The sequence below is a fragment of the Pseudomonas bubulae genome (genome assembly GCF_037023725.1).
Lineage (GTDB): Bacteria > Pseudomonadota > Gammaproteobacteria > Pseudomonadales > Pseudomonadaceae > Aquipseudomonas > Aquipseudomonas bubulae.
In genome coordinates this window covers 1,453,663-1,477,961 of the sequence record NZ_CP146077.1, presented here as the reverse complement: position 1 = coordinate 1,477,961, position 24,299 = coordinate 1,453,663, and the positions used below count along the sequence as shown (strand labels likewise).

At 58.7% G+C, this 24,299-nt stretch carries 21 protein-coding genes; 6 read left to right on the top strand and 15 right to left on the bottom strand.

Translation table 11 applies throughout. The features are described 5' to 3' along the window. Window positions 1-15: 15 nt before the first annotated feature. The 9 genes from V6L81_RS06860 to quiC all read right to left on the bottom strand — a co-directional run bounded on the left by V6L81_RS06860 (window position 16) and on the right by quiC (window position 12,537). Window positions 16-1,302 carry a TolC family outer membrane protein gene (locus V6L81_RS06860; RefSeq protein WP_095027013.1) on the bottom strand — a complete coding sequence of 429 codons (1,287 nt, stop codon included), beginning with the start codon at window positions 1,300-1,302 and terminating at the stop codon, window positions 16-18. A gap of 29 nt (window positions 1,303-1,331) precedes the next feature. Continuing rightward, window positions 1,332-2,660, bottom strand: a complete 1,329-nt coding sequence (locus V6L81_RS06855) for an HlyD family type I secretion periplasmic adaptor subunit (protein ID WP_323166053.1) — start codon at window positions 2,658-2,660, stop codon at window positions 1,332-1,334. Beyond that, window positions 2,657-4,402, bottom strand: a complete 1,746-nt coding sequence (locus tag V6L81_RS06850; protein WP_338660574.1) for a type I secretion system permease/ATPase — start codon at window positions 4,400-4,402, stop codon at window positions 2,657-2,659. The genes V6L81_RS06855 and V6L81_RS06850 overlap by 4 nt, the downstream gene beginning before the upstream one ends. A 149-nt stretch (window positions 4,403-4,551) precedes the next feature. After that, complete coding sequence (locus V6L81_RS06845; RefSeq protein WP_338660573.1) at window positions 4,552-5,181, bottom strand: heme acquisition protein HasA; 630 nt, start codon at window positions 5,179-5,181, stop codon at window positions 4,552-4,554. Between the two features lie 102 nt (window positions 5,182-5,283). Continuing rightward, on the bottom strand, window positions 5,284-8,055 hold the full coding sequence (locus V6L81_RS06840; protein WP_404824658.1) for a TonB-dependent hemoglobin/transferrin/lactoferrin family receptor: 2,772 nt from the start codon (window positions 8,053-8,055) through the stop codon (window positions 5,284-5,286). Between the two features lie 128 nt (window positions 8,056-8,183). Then, window positions 8,184-9,182, bottom strand: coding sequence for a FecR family protein (locus V6L81_RS06835; protein ID WP_095039260.1), 999 nt, complete (start codon window positions 9,180-9,182; stop codon window positions 8,184-8,186). An 89-nt stretch (window positions 9,183-9,271) separates the two neighbouring features. Further along, on the bottom strand, window positions 9,272-9,778 hold the full coding sequence (locus tag V6L81_RS06830; protein WP_095039261.1) for an RNA polymerase sigma factor: 507 nt from the start codon (window positions 9,776-9,778) through the stop codon (window positions 9,272-9,274). Window positions 9,779-9,881: 103 nt separating this feature from the next. Then, on the bottom strand, window positions 9,882-10,559 hold the full coding sequence (locus tag V6L81_RS06825) for a TetR/AcrR family transcriptional regulator (protein ID WP_338660572.1): 678 nt from the start codon (window positions 10,557-10,559) through the stop codon (window positions 9,882-9,884). A gap of 67 nt (window positions 10,560-10,626) precedes the next feature. Next, on the bottom strand, window positions 10,627-12,537 hold the full coding sequence (gene quiC, locus V6L81_RS06820) for a 3-dehydroshikimate dehydratase QuiC (RefSeq protein ID WP_095021299.1): 1,911 nt from the start codon (window positions 12,535-12,537) through the stop codon (window positions 10,627-10,629). 244 nt (window positions 12,538-12,781) lie between these two features. Here quiC and V6L81_RS06815 point away from each other — a divergent pair, with 244 nt between their 5' ends. Next, window positions 12,782-14,110, top strand: coding sequence for an MFS transporter (locus V6L81_RS06815; protein WP_094999385.1), 1,329 nt, complete (start codon window positions 12,782-12,784; stop codon window positions 14,108-14,110). 23 nt (window positions 14,111-14,133) lie between these two features. Continuing rightward, window positions 14,134-15,018, top strand: a complete 885-nt coding sequence (locus tag V6L81_RS06810; protein WP_338660571.1) for a DMT family transporter — start codon at window positions 14,134-14,136, stop codon at window positions 15,016-15,018. A gap of 65 nt (window positions 15,019-15,083) precedes the next feature. Here the strand turns inward: V6L81_RS06810 and pcaG are convergent, their stop codons facing one another. From pcaG to pcaQ, 3 genes are all read right to left on the bottom strand, one after another. Then, entirely contained in the window at window positions 15,084-15,689 is a 606-nt protein-coding gene (pcaG, locus tag V6L81_RS06805) for a protocatechuate 3,4-dioxygenase subunit alpha (RefSeq protein ID WP_153380654.1), read from the bottom strand. A gap of 11 nt (window positions 15,690-15,700) precedes the next feature. Beyond that, the gene (gene pcaH, locus V6L81_RS06800) at window positions 15,701-16,420 is read right to left on the bottom strand and encodes a protocatechuate 3,4-dioxygenase subunit beta (protein WP_016779340.1); all 720 of its coding nucleotides are present in this window, start codon (window positions 16,418-16,420) and stop codon (window positions 15,701-15,703) included. Between the two features lie 98 nt (window positions 16,421-16,518). Then, on the bottom strand, window positions 16,519-17,448 hold the full coding sequence (gene pcaQ, locus V6L81_RS06795; RefSeq protein ID WP_094999389.1) for a pca operon transcription factor PcaQ: 930 nt from the start codon (window positions 17,446-17,448) through the stop codon (window positions 16,519-16,521). 201 nt (window positions 17,449-17,649) lie between these two features. On the opposite strand from pcaQ, the gene V6L81_RS06790 reads away from it, so the two are divergent. Together V6L81_RS06790 and V6L81_RS06785 are read left to right on the top strand one after the other, a co-directional pair. Next, a complete protein-coding gene (locus V6L81_RS06790) occupies window positions 17,650-18,543 on the top strand; it encodes a neutral zinc metallopeptidase (protein ID WP_095018401.1) in 894 nt (297 codons plus the stop codon). Beyond that, window positions 18,544-19,530 (top strand): alpha/beta hydrolase, encoded by a 987-nt coding sequence (locus V6L81_RS06785; RefSeq protein ID WP_338660570.1) that lies wholly within the window; start codon window positions 18,544-18,546, stop codon window positions 19,528-19,530. A 166-nt stretch (window positions 19,531-19,696) separates the two neighbouring features. Here the strand turns inward: V6L81_RS06785 and V6L81_RS06780 are convergent, their stop codons facing one another. The 3 genes from V6L81_RS06780 to V6L81_RS06770 all read right to left on the bottom strand — a co-directional run bounded on the left by V6L81_RS06780 (window position 19,697) and on the right by V6L81_RS06770 (window position 21,808). Further along, the gene (locus V6L81_RS06780; RefSeq protein ID WP_095018403.1) at window positions 19,697-20,287 is read right to left on the bottom strand and encodes an HAD family hydrolase; all 591 of its coding nucleotides are present in this window, start codon (window positions 20,285-20,287) and stop codon (window positions 19,697-19,699) included. Next, window positions 20,284-21,153, bottom strand: coding sequence for an acyl-CoA thioesterase II (gene tesB, locus V6L81_RS06775; protein WP_094999393.1), 870 nt, complete (start codon window positions 21,151-21,153; stop codon window positions 20,284-20,286). The genes V6L81_RS06780 and tesB overlap by 4 nt, the downstream gene beginning before the upstream one ends. Window positions 21,154-21,238: 85 nt before the next feature. After that, window positions 21,239-21,808 carry a GNAT family N-acetyltransferase gene (locus V6L81_RS06770; RefSeq protein ID WP_338660569.1) on the bottom strand — a complete coding sequence of 190 codons (570 nt, stop codon included), beginning with the start codon at window positions 21,806-21,808 and terminating at the stop codon, window positions 21,239-21,241. A gap of 91 nt (window positions 21,809-21,899) precedes the next feature. On the opposite strand from V6L81_RS06770, the gene V6L81_RS06765 reads away from it, so the two are divergent. After that, window positions 21,900-22,820, top strand: coding sequence for a histone deacetylase (locus tag V6L81_RS06765; protein WP_095018406.1), 921 nt, complete (start codon window positions 21,900-21,902; stop codon window positions 22,818-22,820). 223 nt (window positions 22,821-23,043) lie between these two features. Beyond that, entirely contained in the window at window positions 23,044-24,285 is a 1,242-nt protein-coding gene (locus V6L81_RS06760; protein ID WP_338660568.1) for a TIGR03862 family flavoprotein, read from the top strand. Window positions 24,286-24,299 lie beyond the last annotated feature (14 nt).

Sequence of the window (24,299 nt, the reverse complement as noted above, 5' to 3'; positions counted from 1 at the left end):
GCAATATGGCCATGTTTAATGGGCCCGAAAATACCCCGCCACCTGCCGCAAATCCCCCTCGTTTAATACCCCCGCGTAATACCTGAGCTGTACCCGTGCCAATAAATACGCATAGCGTGCCTCGGCCAGATCCCGCTTGGCACTGAACAACTGCTGCTCGGCATCCAGCACATCCAGATTGACCCGCTCGCCGCCACTCACGCTTTTCTGCGTCGCCTGCACCAGGGCACCGGCGGACTCCACCGCCATTTCATAGGCCCGCACCTTGGCCGCAGCACTGCTATTGAGGTTGTACTGCTTGCGCAGGTCCACCAGCGTGCTGGCTGTTTGCGCGTCCAGTTCATACTGGGCCTGGGACAATTGCCGCGCGGCCTGGCGGGTCGATGCCGACACCGATCCCCCCGCAAACAACGGCACGGTGAGCTGAATGCCGACACTGTTGGTGTCGTATTTCTGGTTATAGGTACTTTCGGAGTCAGAACTGGTCTGACGGCTGCTGGCATACAAGCTGAGTTTGGGTAAGTGCCCGGCCCGCTTGCGCTCCACCTCGTACTCAGCCGAGGTCAGCGCATGCTGCTGCGAGGCCAGTTCCGGGTTATTGGCCAGTGCCAGTTCGCGCCAGCTTTCAAAGCGCTGCGGCTCCAGCGGCGCAATCACAAAGTGCGCCGCCAGCGGGGCCAGCTGCTCGATCTGCAACGGCTCGCCAAGCATCGCCTCCAGCTCCCGCAGGGCAGCGTCCTGATTGTCTTGCGCCTCGATTTCTTCGGCCACCGCCATGCTCAGGCGCGCCTGGGTTTCCAGCACATCTGTGCGGGTGCCCTCGCCGCCCTTGAGCAATCGCTGGTTAAGCTGCAAACGCTCGGCAAAAGCACGCTTTTGCGCACGGCTCAGTTCAATGCGCTCCTGTGCCAGCAAGGCCTGGCTATAGGCATTAAGCAGCCGCACCGCCAGATACTGGCTTTTGCTGCGAAAGCGTTCATCAGAAAACAACGCCTGCGCCGCGCCCTGGCGGAATCGTGCGTAGGCTTCGTAGTCCAGCAGCGGTTGCTGCAAGGTCAAGGTTGCCGCATAACTGCGGTAGTCGCGATCGGTCCGGGTGCTGGCCTGGGTGACTTCAGACTCGTTGCGTGAGTTGTTGTAGTTCCACGACAGGGTCGGCAGCAACGCGGAGCGGCCAAGGGCGCGGTTCTCCTCACCGGCGGCACGCTCTTCGATGGCGGCCTGGAAGGTCGGGTCATTGCGCACGGCCAGATCGTAGGCGTCCAGCAACCCCAATGCCTGCACCGGCCCCGTGCACACCATCAATAATCCACATACAAACTGGCGCACGGTCATTCTTCCACCAATGCCATGTGAGTACGGTCGAGCAGCGGTTTGAACAGGTAATTGAGCATCGAGCGCTCGCCCGTGCGCACAAATGCCTCAACCGGCATGCCCGGGCGAATCTGCAACCCTGCCAACTGGGCCATGCCTGCTTCAGTGACCTGGGCACGCAGTGTGTAATACGGCTCGTCCGTGCGTTCATCGACCTGGCGATCCGCCGACACCAGCATCACTTCCCCCGCCACCCGCGGCGTGGTGCTCTGGCTAAAGGCCGAAAACATCAGCTCCACCGGCAACCCGGCGTGCACCTTGTCGGCCAGCTCGACCGGCACCCGGGCCTCGACCAGCAGGGGCTCGCCCTGGGGCACGATTTCCATCAGCGCCTGACCGGGCTTGATCACCCCACCTTCGGTAAACACATCCAGGCCCACCACAATCCCGGCCACCGGTGCGCGCAACTGACTGTTGGCCAACTCAAACTCGGCCGACGCCAGCCGATTGCGCAGGTCTTCAGTGCGAACCCGGGTATCGGCCAGTTGCGTACGCACTTCCTTTTGATACTCCTCGGCCAGTTGCCGAATTTTCAGACGCATCTCCAGCACTTGTCGCTGTAATTGGCCGATGCGACCGTAGTCTTCACTGATCGAACCCAGCACCTGGGCGTACACCCGCTCGCTGTCCAACAGGCGATTGCGCGGGATATAGCCTTCACGGGCCAGCTCACGCAAACCCAGCAACTGCTCGGTCAGGGCAGTGCGTTGCAGAACCTTGCTGGCCTGGGAGTCACGTACCCCACGCAACTGCGCCTCGGCGCCCGCGATGCTTTCATCGATACCCTGCTGATCCAGCAGCAATGCCTGACGCCGGCTATCGAACAATTGCCGTTGCAAAGCCAGATTGGACGCCACCTCCGGCTCGCTCGCCAATGCCGTCAACTCGGTGGGAAAGCTCACACTGGCCACACCGTCGCGCTCGGCATTAAGCCGCGCTTCACTGGCCAGCGAGCCATAAAACTGGCTGCGCAAGGATTGGGCCTGACCCAGCAGCGGGGTTTCCTTCAAGCGAATCAGTACCTGGCCTGCGACCACCTTGTCGCCGTCGCGCACATCGATGCGCTCAACAATCCCGCCGCTGGGGTGTTGCACCACTTTGCGATGGCCCGAAACCATCACCTTGCCCGACACCGCAACGCCCTTATCCAGCGGTGCCAATGCGGCCCAGCCGAGAAATCCGAGAAAGCCGCCGAGCATCAACAACCAGCCCAGGCGCGCATATCGGGTGTCATCCAGTTGCAGCACATTGCTGTCGCCAACGGCCTTGGCATTTAACTGCGTCATGCTTTGTTCGCCTCTGCCGTGCCGAGCCGGTAGCTCACGTTCATCGCCGGCTTGGGCGCCGCAGGTTTAACTGCAGCGGGCGCGCCGAGCACCTTGGCCGTGGGGCCAAAGGCTTGTAGCTGGCCTTCGCGCAGGATCAACAGTTGGTCGGTGAGGGTCAGCACATTGGGTTTGTGGGTGATCAAAATCAGGGTTCGCTTGTGCTGTTTGAGCTGGGTAATGGCCTGCAACAAGGCCTGCTCCCCGGCTTCATCGAGGTTGGAGTTGGGTTCGTCGAGCACGATCACCGCAGGCAGACCGTACAGCGCGCGGGCCAGGCCGATGCGCTGCTTCTGCCCGCCGGACAAACCAGCGCCACCCTCGCCCAGGCGCGTTTCATAACCGTCGGGCAATTGCAGAATCAGCTGATGCACACCCGCCAGTTGCGCGGCGGCCAGTACCTTGTCGGCATCCACCTCGGCAAAGCGTGCGATGTTTTGCGCGATGGTGCCGGCAAACAGCTGAATGTCCTGGGGCAAATAACCCAAGTGCGGGCCAAGCTGGTGTTTGTCCCACTGCGACAGCTCGGCACCGTCCAGCCGCACCTTGCCCGCCAGCGGCTGCCATACGCCGATCAGCAGCCGGGCCAGGGTTGACTTGCCGCAACCAGAAGGCCCGATCACCCCCAGCACCTGCCCGGCCGGCAGGGTAAAACTCAGGTTGGCCAGGGTGGCGCGACGGGTGCCGGGCGCACTGGCGCTCAATTGCTCCATCGCCAGCTCGCCCCGTGGCGCGGGCAAAGCCATGCGTTGCGCCCGAGCCGGATAGCTGTGCAGCAAGGCTTCGAGACGCTGATAGGCCAGCCGCGCCGAACTCCACTGTTTCCACACGCCGATCAACTGATCGATGGGGCTCAACACCCGGCCCATCAGAATGGAGCCGGCAATCATCATCCCGGCCGTGATCTGCCCCTGCACCGCCAGCAAGGCACCGAGGCCAAGCACCAGGGATTGCAGGGCCAGACGCACGCCCTTGGACCAGGCACTGACGGTGGCGGTTTTTTCGCTGGCCAGATTCTGCTGCGCCAAAAAGACCGTGTGCTGCGCCAGCCAACGCCCGCGCAAGGTGTCGAGCATGCCCATGGCTTCAATGGCCTCGGCATTGCGCAGATGCGCGCTGGCCTGCTGGGTGGCCTGCACCGACAACTCGCTGGCGGCCTTGAGCGGCGCTTGGGAAACGTGTTGATTGACCCACGCCAGAATCATCAACAGCACCGCGCCGCCCAGGGCCAACAGCCCCAGCCAGGGGCTGAACATAAAGATCACAAACAGATACACCGGAAACCACGGCGCGTCGAAAAACGCGAACAGCGCATTGCCCGTCGCGAACTGGCGCAGGCTGGTGAGGTCATTCAACGCCTGCGCTGCTGCCGGACTGCCGGTGCGCAATTGCGCCTCGAAAGCGGCGTCGTAGACGCGCTGATTCAAGCGCATGTCCATCTGCGTGCCGAGGCGGATCACCACCTGGCTACGCACCCACTCCAACGCCCCCATCAGGCCAAACAGGCCGAGGATCATCAGCGTCAGCATCAACAGGGTCATTTGATTGCCCGATGCCAGCACCCGGTCATATACCTGCAGCATGTACAGGGCCGGGGCCAGCATCAGTAAATTGATCACGGCCGAGAACAGGCCGATATTGAAAAAAGCACGTTTGTAGGCCGTCAAGGCAGCCAGCATCTCGTTGGCTTTGGGCCGGGTCATGGAAAGGTTCCGAGGATATGGGCCGAAAACCCTGTGGGAGCTGGCTTGCCTGCGATGCAAGCGGCGCGGTCTGACTGCCAGACCATGCCGATGCCATCGCGGGCAAGCCCGGCTCCCACAGGATTGGAGTTCACTGAGGTGGGCGGGAGTTACGCCGCCAGTGCCCAGTCCTGAGCCACATCCAGCACGCCCACCAGGCTGATATCAGCCGCCAGTGGTGCATCGGCGTGAGCCAGGCCAGCTGCCGCCAGTTGGTCGAAGGTTGAATCGGTGCTCAGGCCGAACCCGCTCAGCAGGTTGTTGAGCACGCCTTCCAGACCCGATACGTCGCCTTTCATCAGGCCGTAGATCACGTCCTGAACAGCGTTGCCCGCACGGCCGGCATCGCTGGCGGCAGACAGGTCGAGGCCGTTGAAGGAGGCGGTGTAGTCGCCCAAGGTAAAGTCGCTGCCCTTACCACCGCCAAGCACTTCACCCAACTGCACGTTATCCAGGTTGCCCCACAGGTAGTGGTTCATGTTGTCGCCCGCAGACAGTTTCTGGTTAAACACGTAGTTCAAACCATTATCCGTATTGCTCTCAGCCACAAAGGCGTATTTCGAACCATTGGCACCCTGAGTTGCATACTGCTCGCCTGTCATTGCACGACCACCGGTGTTGAAACCACCGGTATTCACTGTGCCATGATCGGCAGTGCGGAAACCGGTCGACCATTCGCTTAACACATCCTTAACCGAAATATCGCCGTACAGAGAGTTGTAAGTTACTGAGATAGTCATATTTACTTTCTTCCATTGATAGATTTAGTGACAACCTGCACACGTCTCCGTGCTTTTGCTCAATACGAGCAAAATCTTTAACAACGACAGAATCGCTGTTTTTTAAAATTTGTATTCGAGCATTCCGCTCAATGTACGACCCCGAGCCAAACTCAAGTTATTGGCATCGCCCATGGCAACGAAATATGCCTCATCAGTGGCGTTCTCCAGCACTAACGTGAGGTTCACATCATTAGTGGGCCAGTAACTGGCATACAGGTCATACACACTGTACTTAGGCCAGGTCGCTTGCTCGATACTGTAATAGTTATGGGCATTCATATCGGCACCGTTACCGCGGCTATAGCGCAAACGAATACCCGTGTCCAGGCGTCGCTCCAGAAAGCGTGCACCAACGGTTAAAGATCCCCGGTCTGCGGGCATATGCGCCGCGCTGCCCATGATCCCGCCGCACGCGACGTAGCTGTTGCTTTTATCATCATCCAGGTACTCATACTCGCTCACTTTTCTAAAGCCCATTGTCCCATCCGGCTTTACATAACGCTCCAAATAACTCTTCAGGATTTTTCCGGCTTTTTTGGCGCCCCCAAGATAGTGATCATTTGCACAAAAATCGTTAGCACCAATCATATGGGTGTAGCTTAAATTGGTATACGCACGCCCCATATCATAGTTGAGCTGATACTCAAGCCCCCTAAAACGGGTATCATTCAAGTTATTAACGTATGCCAGATCACCAAAATTATTTGATGCTTCAGGCAGCGCGATACCGTACTGCATAAACGTAAAGTTCTTGATTCGGTTATCAAAATAAGAAACCTTCATACCCAGACGGTCATTATTAAAAAATAACGACTCTTTAAATATATTGAAGCCGACTTCCCAGTCTCTGGATTCCTCTGCCTTGAGAAAGGGGTTTGGGAACACCCGTTCAGGGGCATTGCCGCCATGAGGCCGCCCCGTCATCAATACTTCGGTCACCGCCGGTGGGCGCCATCCCTTGCCCCAACGTGCATACAACTGAAGCCAGTCCACACCCGGCTTGATCGCAAGACCGAACGTCGGTGAAAACTGGCCGCTCTCTTCGTCCAGGTCGTAGGTATCTTCGACACGCTTTGCCGGATCCAGATTAACCACCGGCACACCATTCTCATACCGAATGATTTCTTGACGATACAGCGTCATCCCCGTCTTGCCTTCAAGACGATAACGGTCATAGCGCAAGCCACCATTGAGGGTCAGCCAGTCGTTGTAGTTGTACTCCAGATTGCTGAACAGGCTGGCCATAGTGCGTTTGCCAGAAGGGTCGGCACCATCAACATAAGGTTTTACCGCTTCACTCAAGGCCGCAACTTTATTGCTCTTTGGCTTGAAGGTGTCCTGGTACATCTCCAGGCCATAATTCCAGGTCAAAAGACCGTAGGTATCGAAGTTGAAGCGTGAGGTGTTCTCGCCTTGCAGCCCCCAGGTATCGGTACGGAAATAGTCCTTGTACGGGTCGTAGTTGTTCCTTACTTCGCTCGTCTGGTGCCCGGCGTTGGAACGCACCAGTTCAGTGGTGACGTAATACAGCTTGGCCTTGAAATCGATCAGTTCGTTGTCGGGATTAAAGCTGTAGTCCAGCCCGAAGTTGGCGGTGCCCAGATTGTTCTTGCTATGGCGGACGTAGTCATAGTCCGTCTCGTTGTTGATCGCGTAGGTCCATGAATCATTGCTGTCGCTGTCGGTATTCAGATAGCTCAGTTGTACACGCTGATCATTGGGCAAGTTGAGGCCGAACTTGACCATCTGCGAGCGCGTCACGCTGCCTGCATCCCCCACCTCATTGTTCAGCCAGTTGTTCCAGGCTTCGCGGCGAGTTTTTTTGACGCGGATTTCATCCCCCAGGTTGTCAGCGTTTTGCCGGCCACTACGGTAGTTGCCGAAGTGTCGTTCACTGTAGGCAAACAAGGCATCGCCAATGTCGTTTCCAATGGCGAACACTCCACCACCGTTGAAATAAGTACCGTTGCCCAATTCACCGATACCGCTACCTGCCCGGATACGTCCGCCGAACTCTTTGCCATCTTTCAAAAAATCACTGGCTTCGATGGTTTTAAAGGTGGCGATCCCCCCGAGTACTGCAGCACCGCCCATGCCCGACTGAGTGCCTTTATCAATTTCAATACTTGAGATCATCTGCGGATCGATCAGCATCACGCCATTGCGATGCTGGTGACCATTGACGCTGAAGTCCTGGCGCATGCCATCAACGTTCATGTTGACCCGGCCATAGTCCTGAAGACCCCGGATATTGACCGACAAGCCTGGGTCGCGTTGGTCTACTGCGGTGTAGACACCGGGGGTTTCTTCGAGCATGTCGGCTGTGTGGCGGGGGGCGCGCTTGTTGATTTGCTCGCTGGTAATCACGGACACCCCTTCAGGCGTCTGATAAACCCAATCCGCCGTATTACCCTCACTGGCCGTCACCGAGGTGGTGCCCAGGGCCAGGGCGCCGTTGTGTTCGCCGCTGACGCGGGTCAGGGTGATCTGGCGCTCGCCGGTAAAGCGATATTCCACCGGGTTGTTGCCCAGCAAGCGCGCCAGGCCTTCCTGCACGCCAAGGTCGCCATTCAGCGCCACGGAGCTCAGGCCGCGCAGCATCTGGCTGTCAAACAGCACTTGCAGGCCCGCCTGTTCGGCGAAGATCAGCACGGCCTTGTCCAGCGGCTGGGCCGGAATATGGAAGGCGATAAATTCTTGCTGAACGGCGCTGCTGACTTTTTCTGCGGCCTGCACCGGCATTTGCGCCGCCAACAGGGCGACAATCCCGACATGAACTGCAAAGGCTAACCGACTTGCGGATTGCACCCCTTTGCGCTGACTACCCATCATTTTTATTTTCCCCAGGCTTACGAGCTGCTTTGCGAATGAATCTCAATAGCAAGACGTAAGATGGGGGAAAATTCAGTAAAGGTTTTTGCGATTAATTTTCAAAAAGCGCTGCAGAGCTTTGTGGTGGCTCAATACACCAGGCTCACGCCCGCCAGTTCGACGCGCTGCACCTGCAACTCCTGGGTAAGGGTGTGCAGGGCGCTGTCGAGCATTTCGAGGCGGAATACGCCGCTGACCTGTCGACTGGCCAGGGCCGGGTTGGCCAAGATGATCTGGCCGGGGCGATAGCGGTTGAGCTGCTCGATCACATGGCCCAATGGCTGGCGGTCAAATACCAGCACACCACGGCGCCAGCTGGTGGCTGCGCTCAAGTCGAAACCGGGCAGTTTTTCTACACCCTGCGCTGCGCTGTAGCGGGCGCTCTGGCCCTCCTCAAGGGTTTGCTGCGCTGCGCCTTGGGCCGGCGGCGTTTGCAGGCTCACGGCAACGCTGTGTTGCAGCACGCCGACCCACGCCTGATCGCGGCTCTCGCGGCCCACCACAAATTGCGTGCCCAGCGCTCGGGTACGCCCGCCCGCACTTTGCACCACAAAAGGCCGGGTTTCGGCTTCGCCCATGGGCGCCACGTCAAACACCGCCGAACCCGCCAGCAGGCTGATACGCCGCTCGCCAGTGTCGTAGTCGATGCTGATGGCACTGGAGGCATCCAGCTGTACCGAGCTGCCGTCGTCGAGCTGAACCGTGCGGATTTCTCCCGCACCTGTGCGGTAGTCGGCCTGCATCTGTATCAGTATCGTCGGGCCGCTAAACCAGCCAACTGCGACTACCAACGACAGCACTGCAGCACGTCCGGCCCAGCGCAACGGCCGTCGACGTCGGCTCACCGGCGCGGGTCGGGCTTCTGCTGGTCGCTGGCGATGGGCTACAGGACGCGGCTCCAGCGCCAAATCCCCCAGCGCTGCCCAGGTCTGCTCGGCAAAGCGCAAGGCCTCTGGATGGCGCTTATCGGCCGCCAGCCACTGCTCCAGTTGCGCCTGCGCCTCCTCGCTCAACGCACCCGCGTGCAGACGCACCGCCCACTCGGCGGCCGCTTCAGTAATGCTCTGCTGTTCGGGGCCTTGGCTCATCAGGTGTGAATCTCTATTTCTCGTTATATATAAGCAGTGACGTCTCGCCGGCTAAAACCCAGTAAGCCGTTCATCCACATATTTGAAAGTTATTTCTCGGGCTCTTGTAGACGCTGCATGACGTAAGCCAAGGCTTTCGACAGATGCTTTTGCACCGAGCTGTCAGAAATTTCAAGATGGCGCGCAACTTGAGCATGGGTCATGCCCTCGATGCGGTTGAGACGGAAGATTTCCTGGGTGCGTTCGGGCAATTCGGACAATGCCTGCTTTAAAGCCATGCGCTGTTGTTCAGCCATCGCCTGGGCCTCCAGCCCTGCCATTTCGTCTTCGATTTCGGCCAGTGCTTCATGGGGGACCGTATCGGTCTTGCGCCGGGTTTCCTGACGAATGTGATCGACCAGCAGGTTGCCAGCAATGCGATAGAGGTAACCGGGGGAGTTGTCGATGTGCTCTTTGCGGCCACGCTCGGCCATGCGCAGAAAACTTTCCTGCACCAGGTCCGCGGCCAGCTGTGGGTCTCGTACCTTGCGCGCCAGATACCCGCGCAGGGTACTGGCATGCTTGAGGAACAAGCCCTTGAGATCCGTATCCAACAAACCGACTCCCTGAGCATGAAGGAAAGGGGCCGCTATCTTACTTTTTGTCGAGAATGATTTTCAATTGGTATTGTGTTTCATTAGTACAAAGTGTGCCGCCTGTTCACGCCTGCAAATAGCGCAATACGGCATCACACATCATGTCGCGCTGACGCTGCTTGACCTGCAGATCAGAGAAGTCGACCTGGAAAATTTCACCCAGGGTGTAGCGATTTGATACGCGGTAAAAACAGAACGAGCTGACCAGCAAATGCACATCCAGCGGGTTGAGCCCGGCGCGGAACACTTTTTGTTCCACACCACGCTGCAGGATCTTTTCAAGTGCCTGCACAATCGTGTCGTTCATGGCCTTGATGCCTTCGGAGCGCTTGATGTATTCACCCTTGTGGATATTTTCGATGCTGACGATACGCACAAAATCCGCATTCATGTCGTGGTGGTCGAAGGTGAATTCCACCAGTCGTTGAATCGCCAGAACCGGCTCAAGCTGATCCAGATTCAAACAGCTTTCGATGCTGCGGATTTCGCCGTACAACTTCTCCAGCACCTCGACGTAGAGTTGCTCCTTGCTGGTGAAGTAGTAATAGATCATGCGCTTGGAGGTTTTAGTGCGCTCGGCAATCGCATCCACCCGCCCCCCCGCCAGGCCTTGTTCGACGAACTCTACAATGGCTTCTTGCAGGATATTTTCCCGGGTCTTTTCAGGGTTGTTCTTACGGCTTTTGCGCGGTTCGACTAGCGGTGCCGTGGCGCCGGTATCGACTTCTGGAGTATTGGTCATTTAAGGCTCACGGCCAGGTTGGAGTGCCCGGGATTATGGGGCGCCCCGCCCCATGAAGGAAGTCGCCCTACAACTTTGCCTGACGCACCGCACCACTGCGTGACTTGGCCATCGCCGCCAGGCGCACCGCAACGTTCGCCGCGCCATACCCGGCATAGCCATTTTTGCGTTGCAGCAGCTCGAAGAAAAACCGCCCTTCAAACGCCTCGGTGTACACATGAAACAGCTCGCCACCCTGGGCATCGCGGTCATACAGCACGTTGAAATAGGCCAGTTTGCTCAGGAATTCGTCATCGAAATCGAAGCGTGCAGCCAGGTCGTCGTAATAATTGAGCGGGATATCCAGCAGCGGCACGCCTGCGGCTTTGGCGCGGCTGACTTCGGCGAACAGGTCGTCACACTCAAAGGCGATATGGTGCACACCCGAGCCGCGATAACTCGACAGAGCATGTGAGATGGCGGTGTTTCTGTTCTCGGAGATATTCAGCGGCAAGCGAATCGAGCTGCAACGACTACGCAGCGCGCGGCTCTTTACCAGACCATAGGGGTCGGGGAGCACCACTTCGTCATCGGCTTCGAAATCCAGCAGGCTCTTATAGAACAGTACCCAGCTGTCGAGGCTGTCGGCGGGTAATGCCATCGCCATATGATCGATGCGTTTAAGGCCGCCCTGGGGTGATGGGGCTGACGTGAGGTTGAAGTCAGATTCATACAACGGCTTGCCGGTAGCGTCTTTGTCCACCAGATAAATCAGGCTGCCATCGGGCGCACGCACTGCCGCCAGCTCCAGTTCGTTAGGGCCGACCAGCCCGCGATAAGGCTGCCCCTTGTAGGCCACGGCACGGGCCAGTGCGCTGGCACTGTCTTGCACCCGAATGGCAGTGGCACATAAAGACGGACCGTGGGCCTCAAAAAAGTTATGGGCAAAAGAATAGGGTTCGGCGTTGAGGATCAGGTTGATATCACCCTGGCGCAGCAAGCTCACATTTTTTGAGCGGTGCTGCCCGGCCTTGCTGAAACCCAGGCGCTCGAGCCAGTGGGTCAGTTGCGCGCCCTGGCTTTCATCCACAGCAAATTCGAGAAACTCGATGCCGTCGTACGGGCTGGCAGCGGGCGGGGCGAACAATGGCTCCAAGGTAGCGACCGGGGCATTTTGCAGGGCAAGCCGCTCGCGGGTTTTCTCTTCCAGATACAGCAACGAACGCAAGCCATCGGCCGCATTGGCGCGGGGCGGAGCGGCGCGAAAACCGTCGTTGAAGATCTCCAGCGACAGCGGCCCGGTGTAGCCACTTTGTATGATCGGTGCCAGGAAGCCTGGCAGATCGAACTCGCCCTGCCCCGGGAAACAGCGGAAGTGACGGCTCCACTCCAGCACATCCATCGCCAGAATCGGGGCGTCTGCCATCTGTACAAAGAAGATTTTGTCACCGGGAATCTGCGCAATGCCACTCGGGTCACCCTTGAGGGACAGGGTGTGGAAGCTGTCGAGCAATACGCCGAGGTTGGGGTGATCGACCTCGCGCACCAGGTCCCAGACCTGTTGCCAGGTGTTTACGTGACGGCCCCAGGCCAGGGCTTCGTAACCAATACGCAGATTGCGCGCCCCGGCGCGCTCGGCGAGCAGGCTCAGGTCATCGAGCAGAATCTGCCGGTCACCCACCGAATCCGTTGCGGCATTGCTGCACACCAGCACCAGATCGGTGCCCAGCTCCTGCATCAGGTCAAACTTGCGTTCGGCGCGGTCGAGGTTGCGGGCCAAACGGTCGCGGCGGCAGCCTTCAAAATCACGAAACGGCTGAAACAGGCTTATTTCCAACCCCAGATCGGTACATATCTGACGCACCTCTCGGGGGCTGCCGTCATAATACAGCAGGTCGTTTTCAAAAATTTCGACCCCGTCAAAACCTGCCGCCGCAATGGCATCGAGCTTCTCCGGCAGGGTGCCGCTCAAGGAAACCGTGGCGATCGAACGCTTCATTTATAACTCCCAGGATTGGCGCAGCCTGCAGGCGACGGCATTTCTTAATGGCTTGATTATTAGGGGCGCCCTATTATTGAGCAACCAATCTGTACCAACCGGTTAGTTTTGCGTGCGATTATCGAACAATATGGCCTATCTTGAATTGACGACTTTTTGTCCACTCGCCACCATCAAGCCCGTACTCCCTGCGTCACTTGTTGTGCAACACCACATAAAAATTCCAAGAAACGGGTAAACATCCATGGTCCCTTCTCCGACTGCACGCACCACTTCTGCCCATGCTCCAAACGCAGGAATCGGTGACAAGATTCGCGGCACCCTGGCGACTGGCAAAACCCGTTGGGGCATGCTCGCACTGGTGTTTTTCGCCACCACCCTCAACTTTATCGACCGTGCTGCCCTGGGCGTAATGCAACCGATCCTGGCCAAGGAGATGAGCTGGACGGCGATGGATTACGCCAACATCAACTTCTGGTTTCAGGTGGGCTACGCCATCGGCTTCGTGCTGCAAGGCCGACTGATCGACCGTGTCGGGGTCAAGCGCGTGTTCTTCTGCGCCGTGTTGCTGTGGAGCCTGGCCACCGGCGCCCATGGCCTGGCTACTTCGGCGGTGGGCTTTATGATCTGCCGCTTTATCCTCGGCATCACTGAAGCCGCCAATTACCCGGCCTGCGTAAAAACCACGCGCCTGTGGTTCCCGGCCAGCGAGCGCGCCGTGGCCAGCGGCATCTTCAACGCCGGCACCAACGTAGGCGCCATGTTCACGCCGATGATGTTGCCGCTGGTACTGCATGTGTGGGGCTGGCAGGCGGCCTTTTTGTGCATGGCAGCCTTGGGCGGTATCTGGCTGATCTTCTGGGGTTTGAAGTACTACAACCCGGAAGAGCACCCGACCGTCACCAAGGCCGAGCTGGACTACATCCAACAAGAGAAAGAGCCTGAGCAAACCACCGTCTCGTTCGGCACCATCCTCAAGATGCGCGGCACATGGGCATTCGCCTTGTCCTACGCCATGACGGCACCGGTGTTCTGGTTCTACCTGTACTGGCTGCCGCCGTTCCTGAACCAGCAATACAACCTGGGTATCAGCGTGACGCAAATGGGCATCCCGCTGATCATCATCTACATCACTGCCGACTTTGGCAGTGTGGGCGGCGGAATCCTGTCATCGGTTCTGATCAAACGCGGCATGGCGGCAGTCAAGGCGCGCCTGGTGTCGATGCTGTTGTGTGCCATCAGCATCATCGGCGTGGTGATGGCCGCAGGCTCCAGCCAGCTGTGGGTCGCAGTGGGCGCCATTGCCCTGGCCCTGGGTGCGCACCAGGCCTGGACGGCCAACGTGTGGAGCATGGTGATGGACTACACGCCCAAACATATGATGGGCACCGTGTTCGGCTTTGGCGGCATGTGCGCTGCGATCGGCGGGATGTTTATGACCCAGTTCGTGGGCTATGTGCTGACGGTCACCAACAATAATTACACCTTGCTGTTCACCATGATTCCAGCGATGTACTTCATTGCGTTAGTGTGGATGTACTTCATGGCACCGCGAAAAATCCCGCAGGTTTAGCGCATAGAACACCGAGGTATTCGATGACATTACCCACACCCCTTTCGGGGGTGAACCAACCCTTGAAGGGCATCTTGCTGATTGTGACGGCCACAGCGCTGTTCTCCAGCCATGATGCGCTGTCCAAGTACCTCAGTGGTTTTTACCCGGTGGTGATGGTGGTGTGGGCGCGTTACCTGGTGCATACCGTATTGATGGCAGGGATCTTTCTGCCGCAGTCGGGGTTGCGTGTACTGCGCAGCAAACGGCCTTTGCTTCAGGTGTTGCGGGCTATCTGCCTGCTGGGCTCGGGCCTGTTCTTCACCTATGGCTTGCTGTTTATCCCGCTGGCTGAAAATACCGCGGTCAACTTTCTGGCACCGCTGCTGGTAGCGGCCTTGTCCGGGCCGCTGCTGGGCGAGACGGTCACGCGGGGGCAATGGTTGGCGGTGGTGTGCGGCTTTATCGGCGTGGTCATCATCATCCACCCGGGTGGCGAACTGTTTACCCCAGCGGTGTTACTGCCGATGGCGGCGGCGTTGTGCTTTAGCTGCTATCAAATCCTCACGCGCAAACTCAGCGCGTACGACAGCCCTACCACCAGCAACTTTTTTGCCGGGCTGTTCAATGTGCTGGTGATGAGTGCGCTGGTGCCTTTTTTCTGGCAAACGCCAACCCTGACCCATGGCCTGCAAATGCTGGCTTTGGGCAGCCTGGGCATGACTGCGCACTTGCTGCTGACCCAATCGTTTCGCGTTGCTGCACCGGCATTGCTGGCGCCATTCAGTTACTGCCAGATCGTATTCTCGGGGATATTGGGCTGGTTGCTATTTGACCACACCCCTGACCTGGCCAGCCGGGTCGGTATTGCGATTATCTGTGTCAGCGGGTTGGCGGCGGCGTGGCAGCAGCGGCGCAGCCGCACATAATTCCCGTAGCAGCTGCCGAAGGAACGAGGCAGCTGCTACAGATTTTGCATTTGCCTCATATCCTTTTAAAAGTCGAAGAACACCGTCTCGCCTTCGCCCTGAATGCGGATGTCAAACCGATAGGCCGTTTTGCCATTTACTTCGCAACGCTGGGCGATCAGGGTTTCACGCCGTTGCGGCTGTTCGATCAGGTTAAGCACCGGGCACTTGGCATTGGCTTCTGGCTCATCGCTAAAGTACAGCCGCGTCTGCAAATGGATGTTGATACCCCGGGCAAACAGCGACACGTTGATATGCGGCGCCATCGGCACGCCAGCTGCGTTGTTCACCACGCCCGGCTTGATGGTATTGAGTGTCCACTCACCCGCATCGAAGGTGGTGGCGGTGCGACCAAAGCTGTTGAAAGCTTTTTCCGAGTCGAAGTTTTCGTCATAGACCCCTTTATGGTCGGCTTGCCAAAGCTCCAGAAAAGAGTCGCGCACCAGGTGGCCATTACCGTCATAAACGTTGCCAAACAGCACAATATGCTCGCCCGCAGCATCGGTTCTGGCCATTTCGCTCCAGATTTCCTCTGGACGCGACGGGTTGCCGGCCGCAGCCAGCGCCAGGCCGATATGCACGTAGGGGCCAGCAGTTTGCGATGGGGTTTCCGGTAGCAGTTCGATAGGCATGACGGGGCTCCTCAGCAGTTTTCGAAGTGAGTCTGGCGCTGACCGCGCAGCACAATGTCAAAACGATAGGCCAGACAATCCATCGGATTGGCCGCGCCCATGTCCAACCGGGCAATCAGGCTCTGCACGGCATCGGCGTTGGTAATCGATTTGACGATCGGGCACATGGGGATCATCGGATCACCTTCGAAGTACAGCTGGGTAATCAGGCGCGTGGCAATCGAGGGGCCACTGATGGAAACGTGGATATGCGCCGGGCGCCAGTCATTAGGCCCGTTACGCCACGGGTAAGGCCCTGGCTTGACAGTGCGAAAGCTGTAATAACCTTCACTGTCGGTCAAGGTGCGGCCCACGCCGCCGAAGTTTGGGTCCAGCGGCGCCAGGTAGCGGTCGTTCTTGTGACGATACCGACCGCCAGCGTTGGCCTGCCAGATTTCCACCAAGGTATGAGGAATCGGCTTGCCATATTGATCGCGCACGCGACCTGCAAGGATGATCCGCTCGCCTATCGGCAAACCGCCATTATTGAAATTCAGCAGCAAGTCGTTGTCGAACTTGCCGAACTTAAGGTGGGAAAAGTCAGGCCCGCTGGTCTCACTCACCGATTGCGGGATGCTCACCAGCGCCTGACGCGGGGAACGGGCAATGGAAGTCTTGTAGTCAGGGGTCAGAGCTTTGGGGTGCCAGTTGCGGTCACGGATGATAAAGCGCCGGCTGTCTGCATCAGACATGTCGATCTCCTGTTGTTTTTATAAAGGCTGGGCGCCAGTTTTAACCAACAGGGGCGTAACGACTATTGAAAAGGCCAGGCCTATCCATAACCAAATGATTATGGATAAATGCCTTCGCCGTAAGCTTGGCCCAATTCACGCAAAACCTCGACACACCCTTGCGCTGCCACCGACATCGGCACATGGGCGTTGCTGCAAATACCGATCGAACCGCCCGGCTCACGCTGGCCCAGGTCGATTTCTTGCAGCTCGCCACTGGCCAGGTCCAGGCGCACGGCATCCAGCGGGGCGATCCACACCGCATCGTTGCGCAGCACATAACGCCGGCTGAGGGTGATCGACAGGGTTTCCAGGCGCTGGCGGGACTGGCTGATGCCGCACTGCACAAACAGGCTGTCGGCAAAGGTGCGAATGGTGGTGTTGGCCAATGGCAAAACCAGCGGGTAATTTTCCAGCTGGCTGCGGTCCAGCGGTCCCCGGATCAAGGGGTGATCTGCGCGCACCACCAGGGTCATGGATTCGCTGTAGAGATGCTCAAAATTCATACCCTGAATTTCCGGGCTATCGGTCATGCGCCCCACTACCAAATCGACATCGCCTACCCGTAACTGCGATAACAGATAGGCGCTGGGCCCGGTCACGACGCTCACCACCAGCGACGAATGCCTGGCGTGCAGGCGCTGCACCAACTCGGGTATCAGCAGGCTTTCTACCGTCGACAACACCCCCAGACGCACCGTACCGCCCACGTATTCGCCACCCCGCAGAGCATTCACACCTTCCCGCAAGGCCTGCACCGAAGGTGTCGCATAACGCAGAAAGGCCACCCCGGCCTCGGTCAGGGTGACCCCGCTTTTACTGCGTACAAACAGGCTGACCGTCAGTAACTCCTCAAGCTCCTTGAGGGTTTTTGACATCGCTGGCTGGCTTACCGCCAGCACATCCGCCGCCCGCGCCAGGCTGCCCTGGCGCGCCATCTCCAAAAAGCATACGAGGTGGCGGTACTTGATACGGGTATCGATATTCACAGGGCTAACAACTCCGGGGCGGGGATTGGCGTGGCGTATTCAACCACTTCAGCCCGATGCCCGGAACTGTATTAAGGCGTTCAGGTCTTTTTAGCGCAATGCCATACTCGCCCCCCACCCAAGAAACGTCTGACAGCCGGGCTGGCATTGTCCCGACTCAGCAACAACACTTGAACACACGATTTATCAGAGGACTCCCCCATGCTTTGGAAAAAAGGTCGACGTAGCGATAATGTCGAAGACGTACGCGATCAAGGCACCGGTGGTGGTGGCGGGATGCGGTTAGGCGGCGGCAAAGGTCTGAGTTTGATGGCCGTGGTGGTGATTGTTGGCATCGGTTTGTTGACCGGGCAGGACCCCATGCAGATCCTCGGACAGTTAAGCGGCCAGCTCACCGAACAGTCTTCGCCTCAGGTCACCCAGCCAGCCGGTCGCGCACCGGCGGCCAATGACGAGCAGGCCGATTTTGTACGGGCGATTCTGGGTGACACAGAGGACACCTGGCGCCAAGTGTTTCAGCAAGCCGGACGCAGCTATAAAGACCCGACCCTGGTGCTGTTTCGCGGCCAGATCAATTCGGCCTGCGGCTTTGCAACAGCTGCCAGCGGGCCGTTTTATTGCCCGGCCGACCAGAAGGTCTATCTGGATATGAGTTTCTTCCAGGAAATGGCCCAACGCTTCAAGGCTGCTGGCGATTTTGCCCAGGCTTATGTGATCGCTCACGAAGTTGGCCATCATGTGCAGACCTTGCTGGGCGTGTCGTCGAAAATGCAGATGGCCCGTCAACAAGGCAAACGTATGGAAGGCGATGGTGGCTTGCTGGTGCGCCAGGAATTGCAGGCCGACTGTCTGGCCGGGGTGTGGGCCAACCTTGCGCAAAAACGTCACAATTGGCTGGAAGCAGGCGATATAGAATCGGCCTTGAACGCCGCCAATGCCATTGGCGATGATCGCTTGCAGCAGCAAAGCCAGGGCCGTGTGATGCCGGACTCTTTTACCCACGGCACATCGGCACAACGGGTGAAGTGGTTCAAGACCGGTTTTGCCCAAGGCAATATCAACCAGTGCGATACCTTCTCGGCAGCGAGGCTTTAAATGGGAATACGCTCTATCGCTTCATTAATAGGCCTGATGCTGGCCTGCTCTGTGGTTCAAGCAGCCGAGCACGGAGTTAAAGAACTCAGCCCCGAACATCTCAAGATCGGCCCCGGCGAGTTGAGTGTCGGGGTGAGTCAGGACTGGAAACAGCCACTGCCTCAGGTGCAACGCGCACTGATCGTGATTCATGGTCGTCTGCGCAACGCCCAGACGTATTTACACAGCGCCGAGCAAGCCGCGACGCAGGCCGGGCAGCTGTCCACAACCCTGGTCATTGCACCGCAGTTCCTCAATGAAAGCGATGGCTCGCGCCATACCTTGCCCGACAATGTGCTGCGCTGGCATGCCAATGAATGGATGGCCGGTGCCCCTGCTGTGAGCCCCCAGGCACTGAGTTCCTACGCGGCACTGGATCAGATCCTTGAGCGTCTTGATGACCGCAAGCGCTTCCCGGCCTTGCGCGAGGTGGTGATTGCCGGGCACTCCGGCGGCGCCCAAGTGGTGCAGCGCTATGCCCTGACCACCCAGGCCGACAAGGCCTTGCAGGCAGACGGGATCAAGGTGCGCTATGTAGTGGCCAACCCGTCTTCTTATGCCTACTTCAATGCACAGCGACCGATTCCGACCTTTGATGCTGCAAACTGCCCGGGCTTCAATACCTGGAAATACGGGCTCAAGGATCTGCCAGCCTACGCAGATGGGCAAAAACACCGACAGTTGGAACAGGCCTATATAGAGCGCGACATTACCTATCTGCTAGGCGCCAAGGACATCGACCCCAACCACCCGGCGCTTGATAAAGGCTGCGAAGCCGAGGCCCAGGGGGCGTTCAGGCTGGTAAGGGGCAAGAACTACTTTGAGTATTTGACCCAGCGCCATCCACAAGGGCTCAATCAACGGTTGATTGAAGTGCCCGGGGTGGGGCACAACGGCGATCAGATGTTTACCTCGCCTGAAGGTCAGAAGGCGTTGTTTGGCGAGTAAGAGCACCCTTTGTAGCAGCTGCCGAAGGAACGAGGCTGCGTTCGATTGCAAAGCGATCGTGAAGTCTGAGTGCACGGTTTAACTGACTCACCGCGCTGCCTGGATTTACGACGGCTTCGCCGTCGAACGCAGCCTCGTTCCTTCGGCAGCTGCTACGCGTATTTCGTTAACCGAGCAACCGGCGCAGCGCGTAGCAGTCTTTGGCATGCCAGTCGGTCAGTTCCGGCCACGGGTTTTCAGGAACATTGACCAGTACGGTTTTGCTGCCTGCCGCGCGACCACACGCCAGGTCAAAGTAGTAATCCCCCACCATTACCATGTTCGCCGCTGCTACATCCCATGCCCGCGCCAGTTGCAGCAGGCCGTCCGGGTCGGGTTTGTGCGCCGCGTTGTCCCGGCCCAGTACATCCTCGGGCGCAAAGCATTCGCCCAGGCCAATGGCCTTGAGGGTGATATGCGCCAGCTCCTGGGCATTTCGGGTCAGTATCCCCAGACGACAGCCACGAGCCGCCAGGTCGCGCACCAGCTCAACCGCGCCCGGCGCGGCGGTGGAGGCCTGTGCCAGCTCGCGTTCATGCTCCAGCAGCCAGGCGTGTTTGGCCGCCGCCACCTCGGTGGGCAGGCCGTTGAGATGAGTGAGGATATCGGCATCCGCCGGGATCTCCAGCTCACGGCGGATCAGGGCAAAGTCATGCACGGCAACAGTCAGGGTGCCGTCCATGTCGAAAACCCAGTGTTTGACGTCCTTGAGTGTCATGCCCAGTCCTTGCGATGGCGGATCAACCCTTCCTGCGTGACCGAAGCCACCAGTTGGCCAGCGCGGTTGTAGACACTGCCACGGGAGAATCCACGGGAATTGCCCGCCCATGGACTGTCCATGGCGTAGAGCAACCAGTCATCGGCACGCAGGTCGGCATGGAACCACAGTGCGTGATCAAGGCTGGCGACCTGCATATCGTTTTGCCATACCCCTTTGCCATGGGGCAGCAAGGACGTGGTCAACAAGCCGAAGTCCGAGGCGTAGGCCAGCAGGTACTTATGCAGCGCCGGGGTATCGGGCAAGGTGCCGTCGGCGCGAAACCACACGTACTTGATCGGATCAGTAACCTTGGGGTTGAACGGGTCTTCTCCTACCACCGGGCGGAACTCGATAGGCTTGGCGCACAGCAGTTTTTCCCGCATCGACTCGGGGATCAGGTGCGCACGCAGGCGCATCATGTCCAGTTCCGAGGGAAGATTCTCAGGGCCCACAACGTCAGGCATAGTCGTCTGATGTTCAAAACCGCCTTCGTCGTACTGAAACGAGGCGCTGCTGGTAAAAATCGGCTGGCCCTTCTGGATCGCGGTCACCCGGCGCGTGCTGAAGCTGCCGCCGTCCCGCACGCGATCAACCTGATACACCACGGGCAAACCGGCATCACCAGGGCGCAGGAAATAGCCGTGCATGGAATGCACGTGGCGGGCGTCTTCAACCGTCTGGCTCATGGCCGACAGCGATTGACCGAGCACCTGACCACCGAACAACTGGCGAAAGCCCAAGTCCTGACTGCTGCCGCGAAAGAGGTTCTCTTCGATCGGTTCCAGGGTCAGCAAATTGACCAGATCATCCAACACTTGGCTCATTCAGATTCTCCTCACACAGAGCATTACCGTCGTAATCTTCGTTACGCAGGTCAAAATTTTCGGCTTGCGCCGCTAAACACACCGCCTAGCCGTACAGGGTTTCCAGCCACTGTGCCCGCGTGATCCGGTACAGCACATGGGGTCTGAGCGGGTCGCCTGCGGGCAGCAAGGGGTGTTCAAAATCACCGTCGACATCGTGCTGCATGCCAATCGCCTGCATGACTTTTTGCGAGGGCAGGTTCAGCTCGCTGGTAAACGACACCACCTGGTCCAGGGCCAGGCGATCAAAGGCGCAGCGCAACACGGCCCAGGCCGCCTCACTGGCGTAACCCAGGCCCCAGTGTTCGGGAGCCAGACGCCAGGCGATTTCTACGGCAGGGGTAAACGGCGCCTCGAACGACACATTCATCAGCCCGGTAAAGCCGATAAAGGCACCGGTGTCCTTGCGCTCCAATGCCCATACCCCGTAGCCATATTCGGCAAAGTGACCACGAACCCGGCCAATCAGCGCGGCGCTTTCAAGGCGGCTCAGGGGCGCCGGAAAATAGCGCATCACCTGAGGGTCGGCGCACATGGCAGCGAACTCGGCCAAGTCTGTGTCACGCCAGGGGCGCAAGTGCAAACGGGCACTTTCGAGCTCTTTGATCTGCTCCATCCGTCCTCTCCGATTTGTTACCGGGCTTTACATATGATGAGAGTGTACAGCGCTGGTAATATCCAGCGCTCGTTACGACGCGAAAATCCCTATGCCAGTGCCGCTGATTTACCACGATGACTACAGCCCGCAGTTCCCAGCGGAGCATCGTTTTCCTATGGATAAGTTCCGCCTGTTACGCGATCACCTGGTCGACTCCGGGCTGACCCTTGATGCAGAGCTGCTGCGTCCCGAATTATGCCCTGTGGATATCCTCGCCCTGGCCCATGACCGCAGCTATATCGAGCGCTATATGGCAGGCGAGCTGGCCCGCGAAGATCAACGCCGCCTGGGCCTGCCCTGGAGCGAGGCACTGGCGCGACGTACCGTTCGCGCCGTGGGCGGATCTCTGCTGGCCGCCGAGCAGGCGCTTGAGCACGGCCTGGCCTGCCATCTGGCGGGCGGCACTCATCACGCGCACTACGATCACCCGGCGGGTTTTTGCATCTTCAACGATCTGGCGATCATCAGCCGCTATATGCTGGAAAGCGGCCGGGTAAACCGCGTACTGATTTTTGACTGCGATGTGCATCAGGGCGACGGTACTGCGCGAATTCTTGAACATACGCCGGATGCCATTACCGTTTCCCTGCACTGCGAAAAAAACTTTCCGGCACGCAAGGCGCAAAGCGACTGGGACATCGGCCTGCCTATGGGTATGGGCGATGCTGAATATTTGCAAGTGGTGGACGAGGCGCTCAATTACCTGCTGCCGTTGTATCAACCGGATCTGGTGCTGTATGACGCCGGGGTCGATGTGCATAAAGACGACGCCCTGGGCTATTTGAAGCTCACCGATGAAGGTGTGGCGGCCCGTGACGAGAGCGTGATGCGCCACTGCCTGGGTCGCGACATACCGGTGGTCGGGGTGATTGGCGGCGGATACAGCAAGGATCGCAAGGCCCTGGCGCGCCGCCACGGGATATTGCATCACAGTGCACAGAAGGTCTGGCTGTCATCAGGTTGTCACTGAGGTGTGATTTTACCCACAATGCCTGTGGAACTGCCTGTGGATAACCTGAGTGAAAGCGCCTGCAGGGCACAGAGAACATGGCCTCCAGAAGGCTGTATGTTTTTCGTACAGCCATCGCTATCTCTGTAGCAGCTGCCGAGGGACGAAGGCTGCTGCTACAGGGGATCTGCTCCGCCCAGTCAGGTAGAATGCCCGGCCTATTTCGCCGATTTGCAGCCCTGCCATGACTGAACCCTCCACACTCCCTTCCCGTCACGTCGCCATTATTGGCGGTGGCCCCGCCGGTTTGATGGCCGCCGAAGTGTTGAGTCAGGCGGGGATGAAGGTCGATCTCTACGATGGCATGCCGTCGGTGGGCCGCAAGTTTCTGCTGGCCGGGGTCGGCGGCATGAATATCACCCATTCCGAAGCCTACCCGGCTTTCCTGTCGCGCTACGCCGAACGCGCACCGCAGATGGCACCGTTGCTGCGCGCCTTCGATGCCGATGGGTTGTGCCAGTGGATTCATGAGTTGGGGATCGAAACCTTTGTCGGCAGTTCCGGCCGGGTGTTCCCCACCGATATGAAAGCCGCGCCGCTGCTGCGCGCATGGCTCAAGCGCCTGCGCGAGTCCGGTGTAGTTATCCACACCCGCCACCGCTGGCTGGGTTGGCAGGCCGATGGCCAGTTGTTGGTGGACAGTCCCGAAGGCCAAAAGCAGCTCAACCCCGACGCGGTGCTACTGGCCCTGGGCGGTGGCAGTTGGGCGCGACTGGGCTCGGACGGTGCCTGGATGCCCTTGCTGGCTGAACGCGGTGTTGACCTGGCCCCCTTGCAGCCGAGCAATTGCGGGTTTGATGTGGCGGGCTGGAGCGAGGTGCTGCGCAGCAAGTTCGCCGGCGCCCCGCTGAAAAACATCGCCATTGCCCTGGAACACAGCACGCCGCGCCTGGGCGAATGCGTGATTACCGCCACAGGCATTGAAGGCAGCTTGATTTACGCCTGGTCGGCGCCGATTCGTGAAGCGATCAATCAACAGGGTGAAGCGACGATCCTGATCGACCTGCTGCCGGGCAAGCCTGTGGATAAAATCCAGGCAGCCTTGGCCAAACCCCGCGGCTCACGCTCGATGAGCAAGCATTTGCACAGCCAGCTGGGGATTGATGGGGTAAAAGCGGCGCTGTTGCGCGAGCTGGCGCCTGCAGAATGCTTCAATGACCCGGCGCAACTGGCTCAGGCCATCAAGGCGCTACCGTTGAAGCTGATAAAAGCCCGCCCCTTGGACGAAGCCATCAGCAGCGCCGGTGGCGTGCGGTTCGAGGCTGTGGATGAAAATCTGATGCTCAGGCAATTACCCGGCGTGTTTTGTGCAGGCGAGATGCTGGATTGGGAAGCACCCACCGGCGGCTACTTGCTCACGGGCTGTTTTGCCAGTGGTCGTGCCGCAGGGTTAGGGGTATTAAGCTGGTTGAAGGCTAAACGTTGACCGTCCCTGTGGGA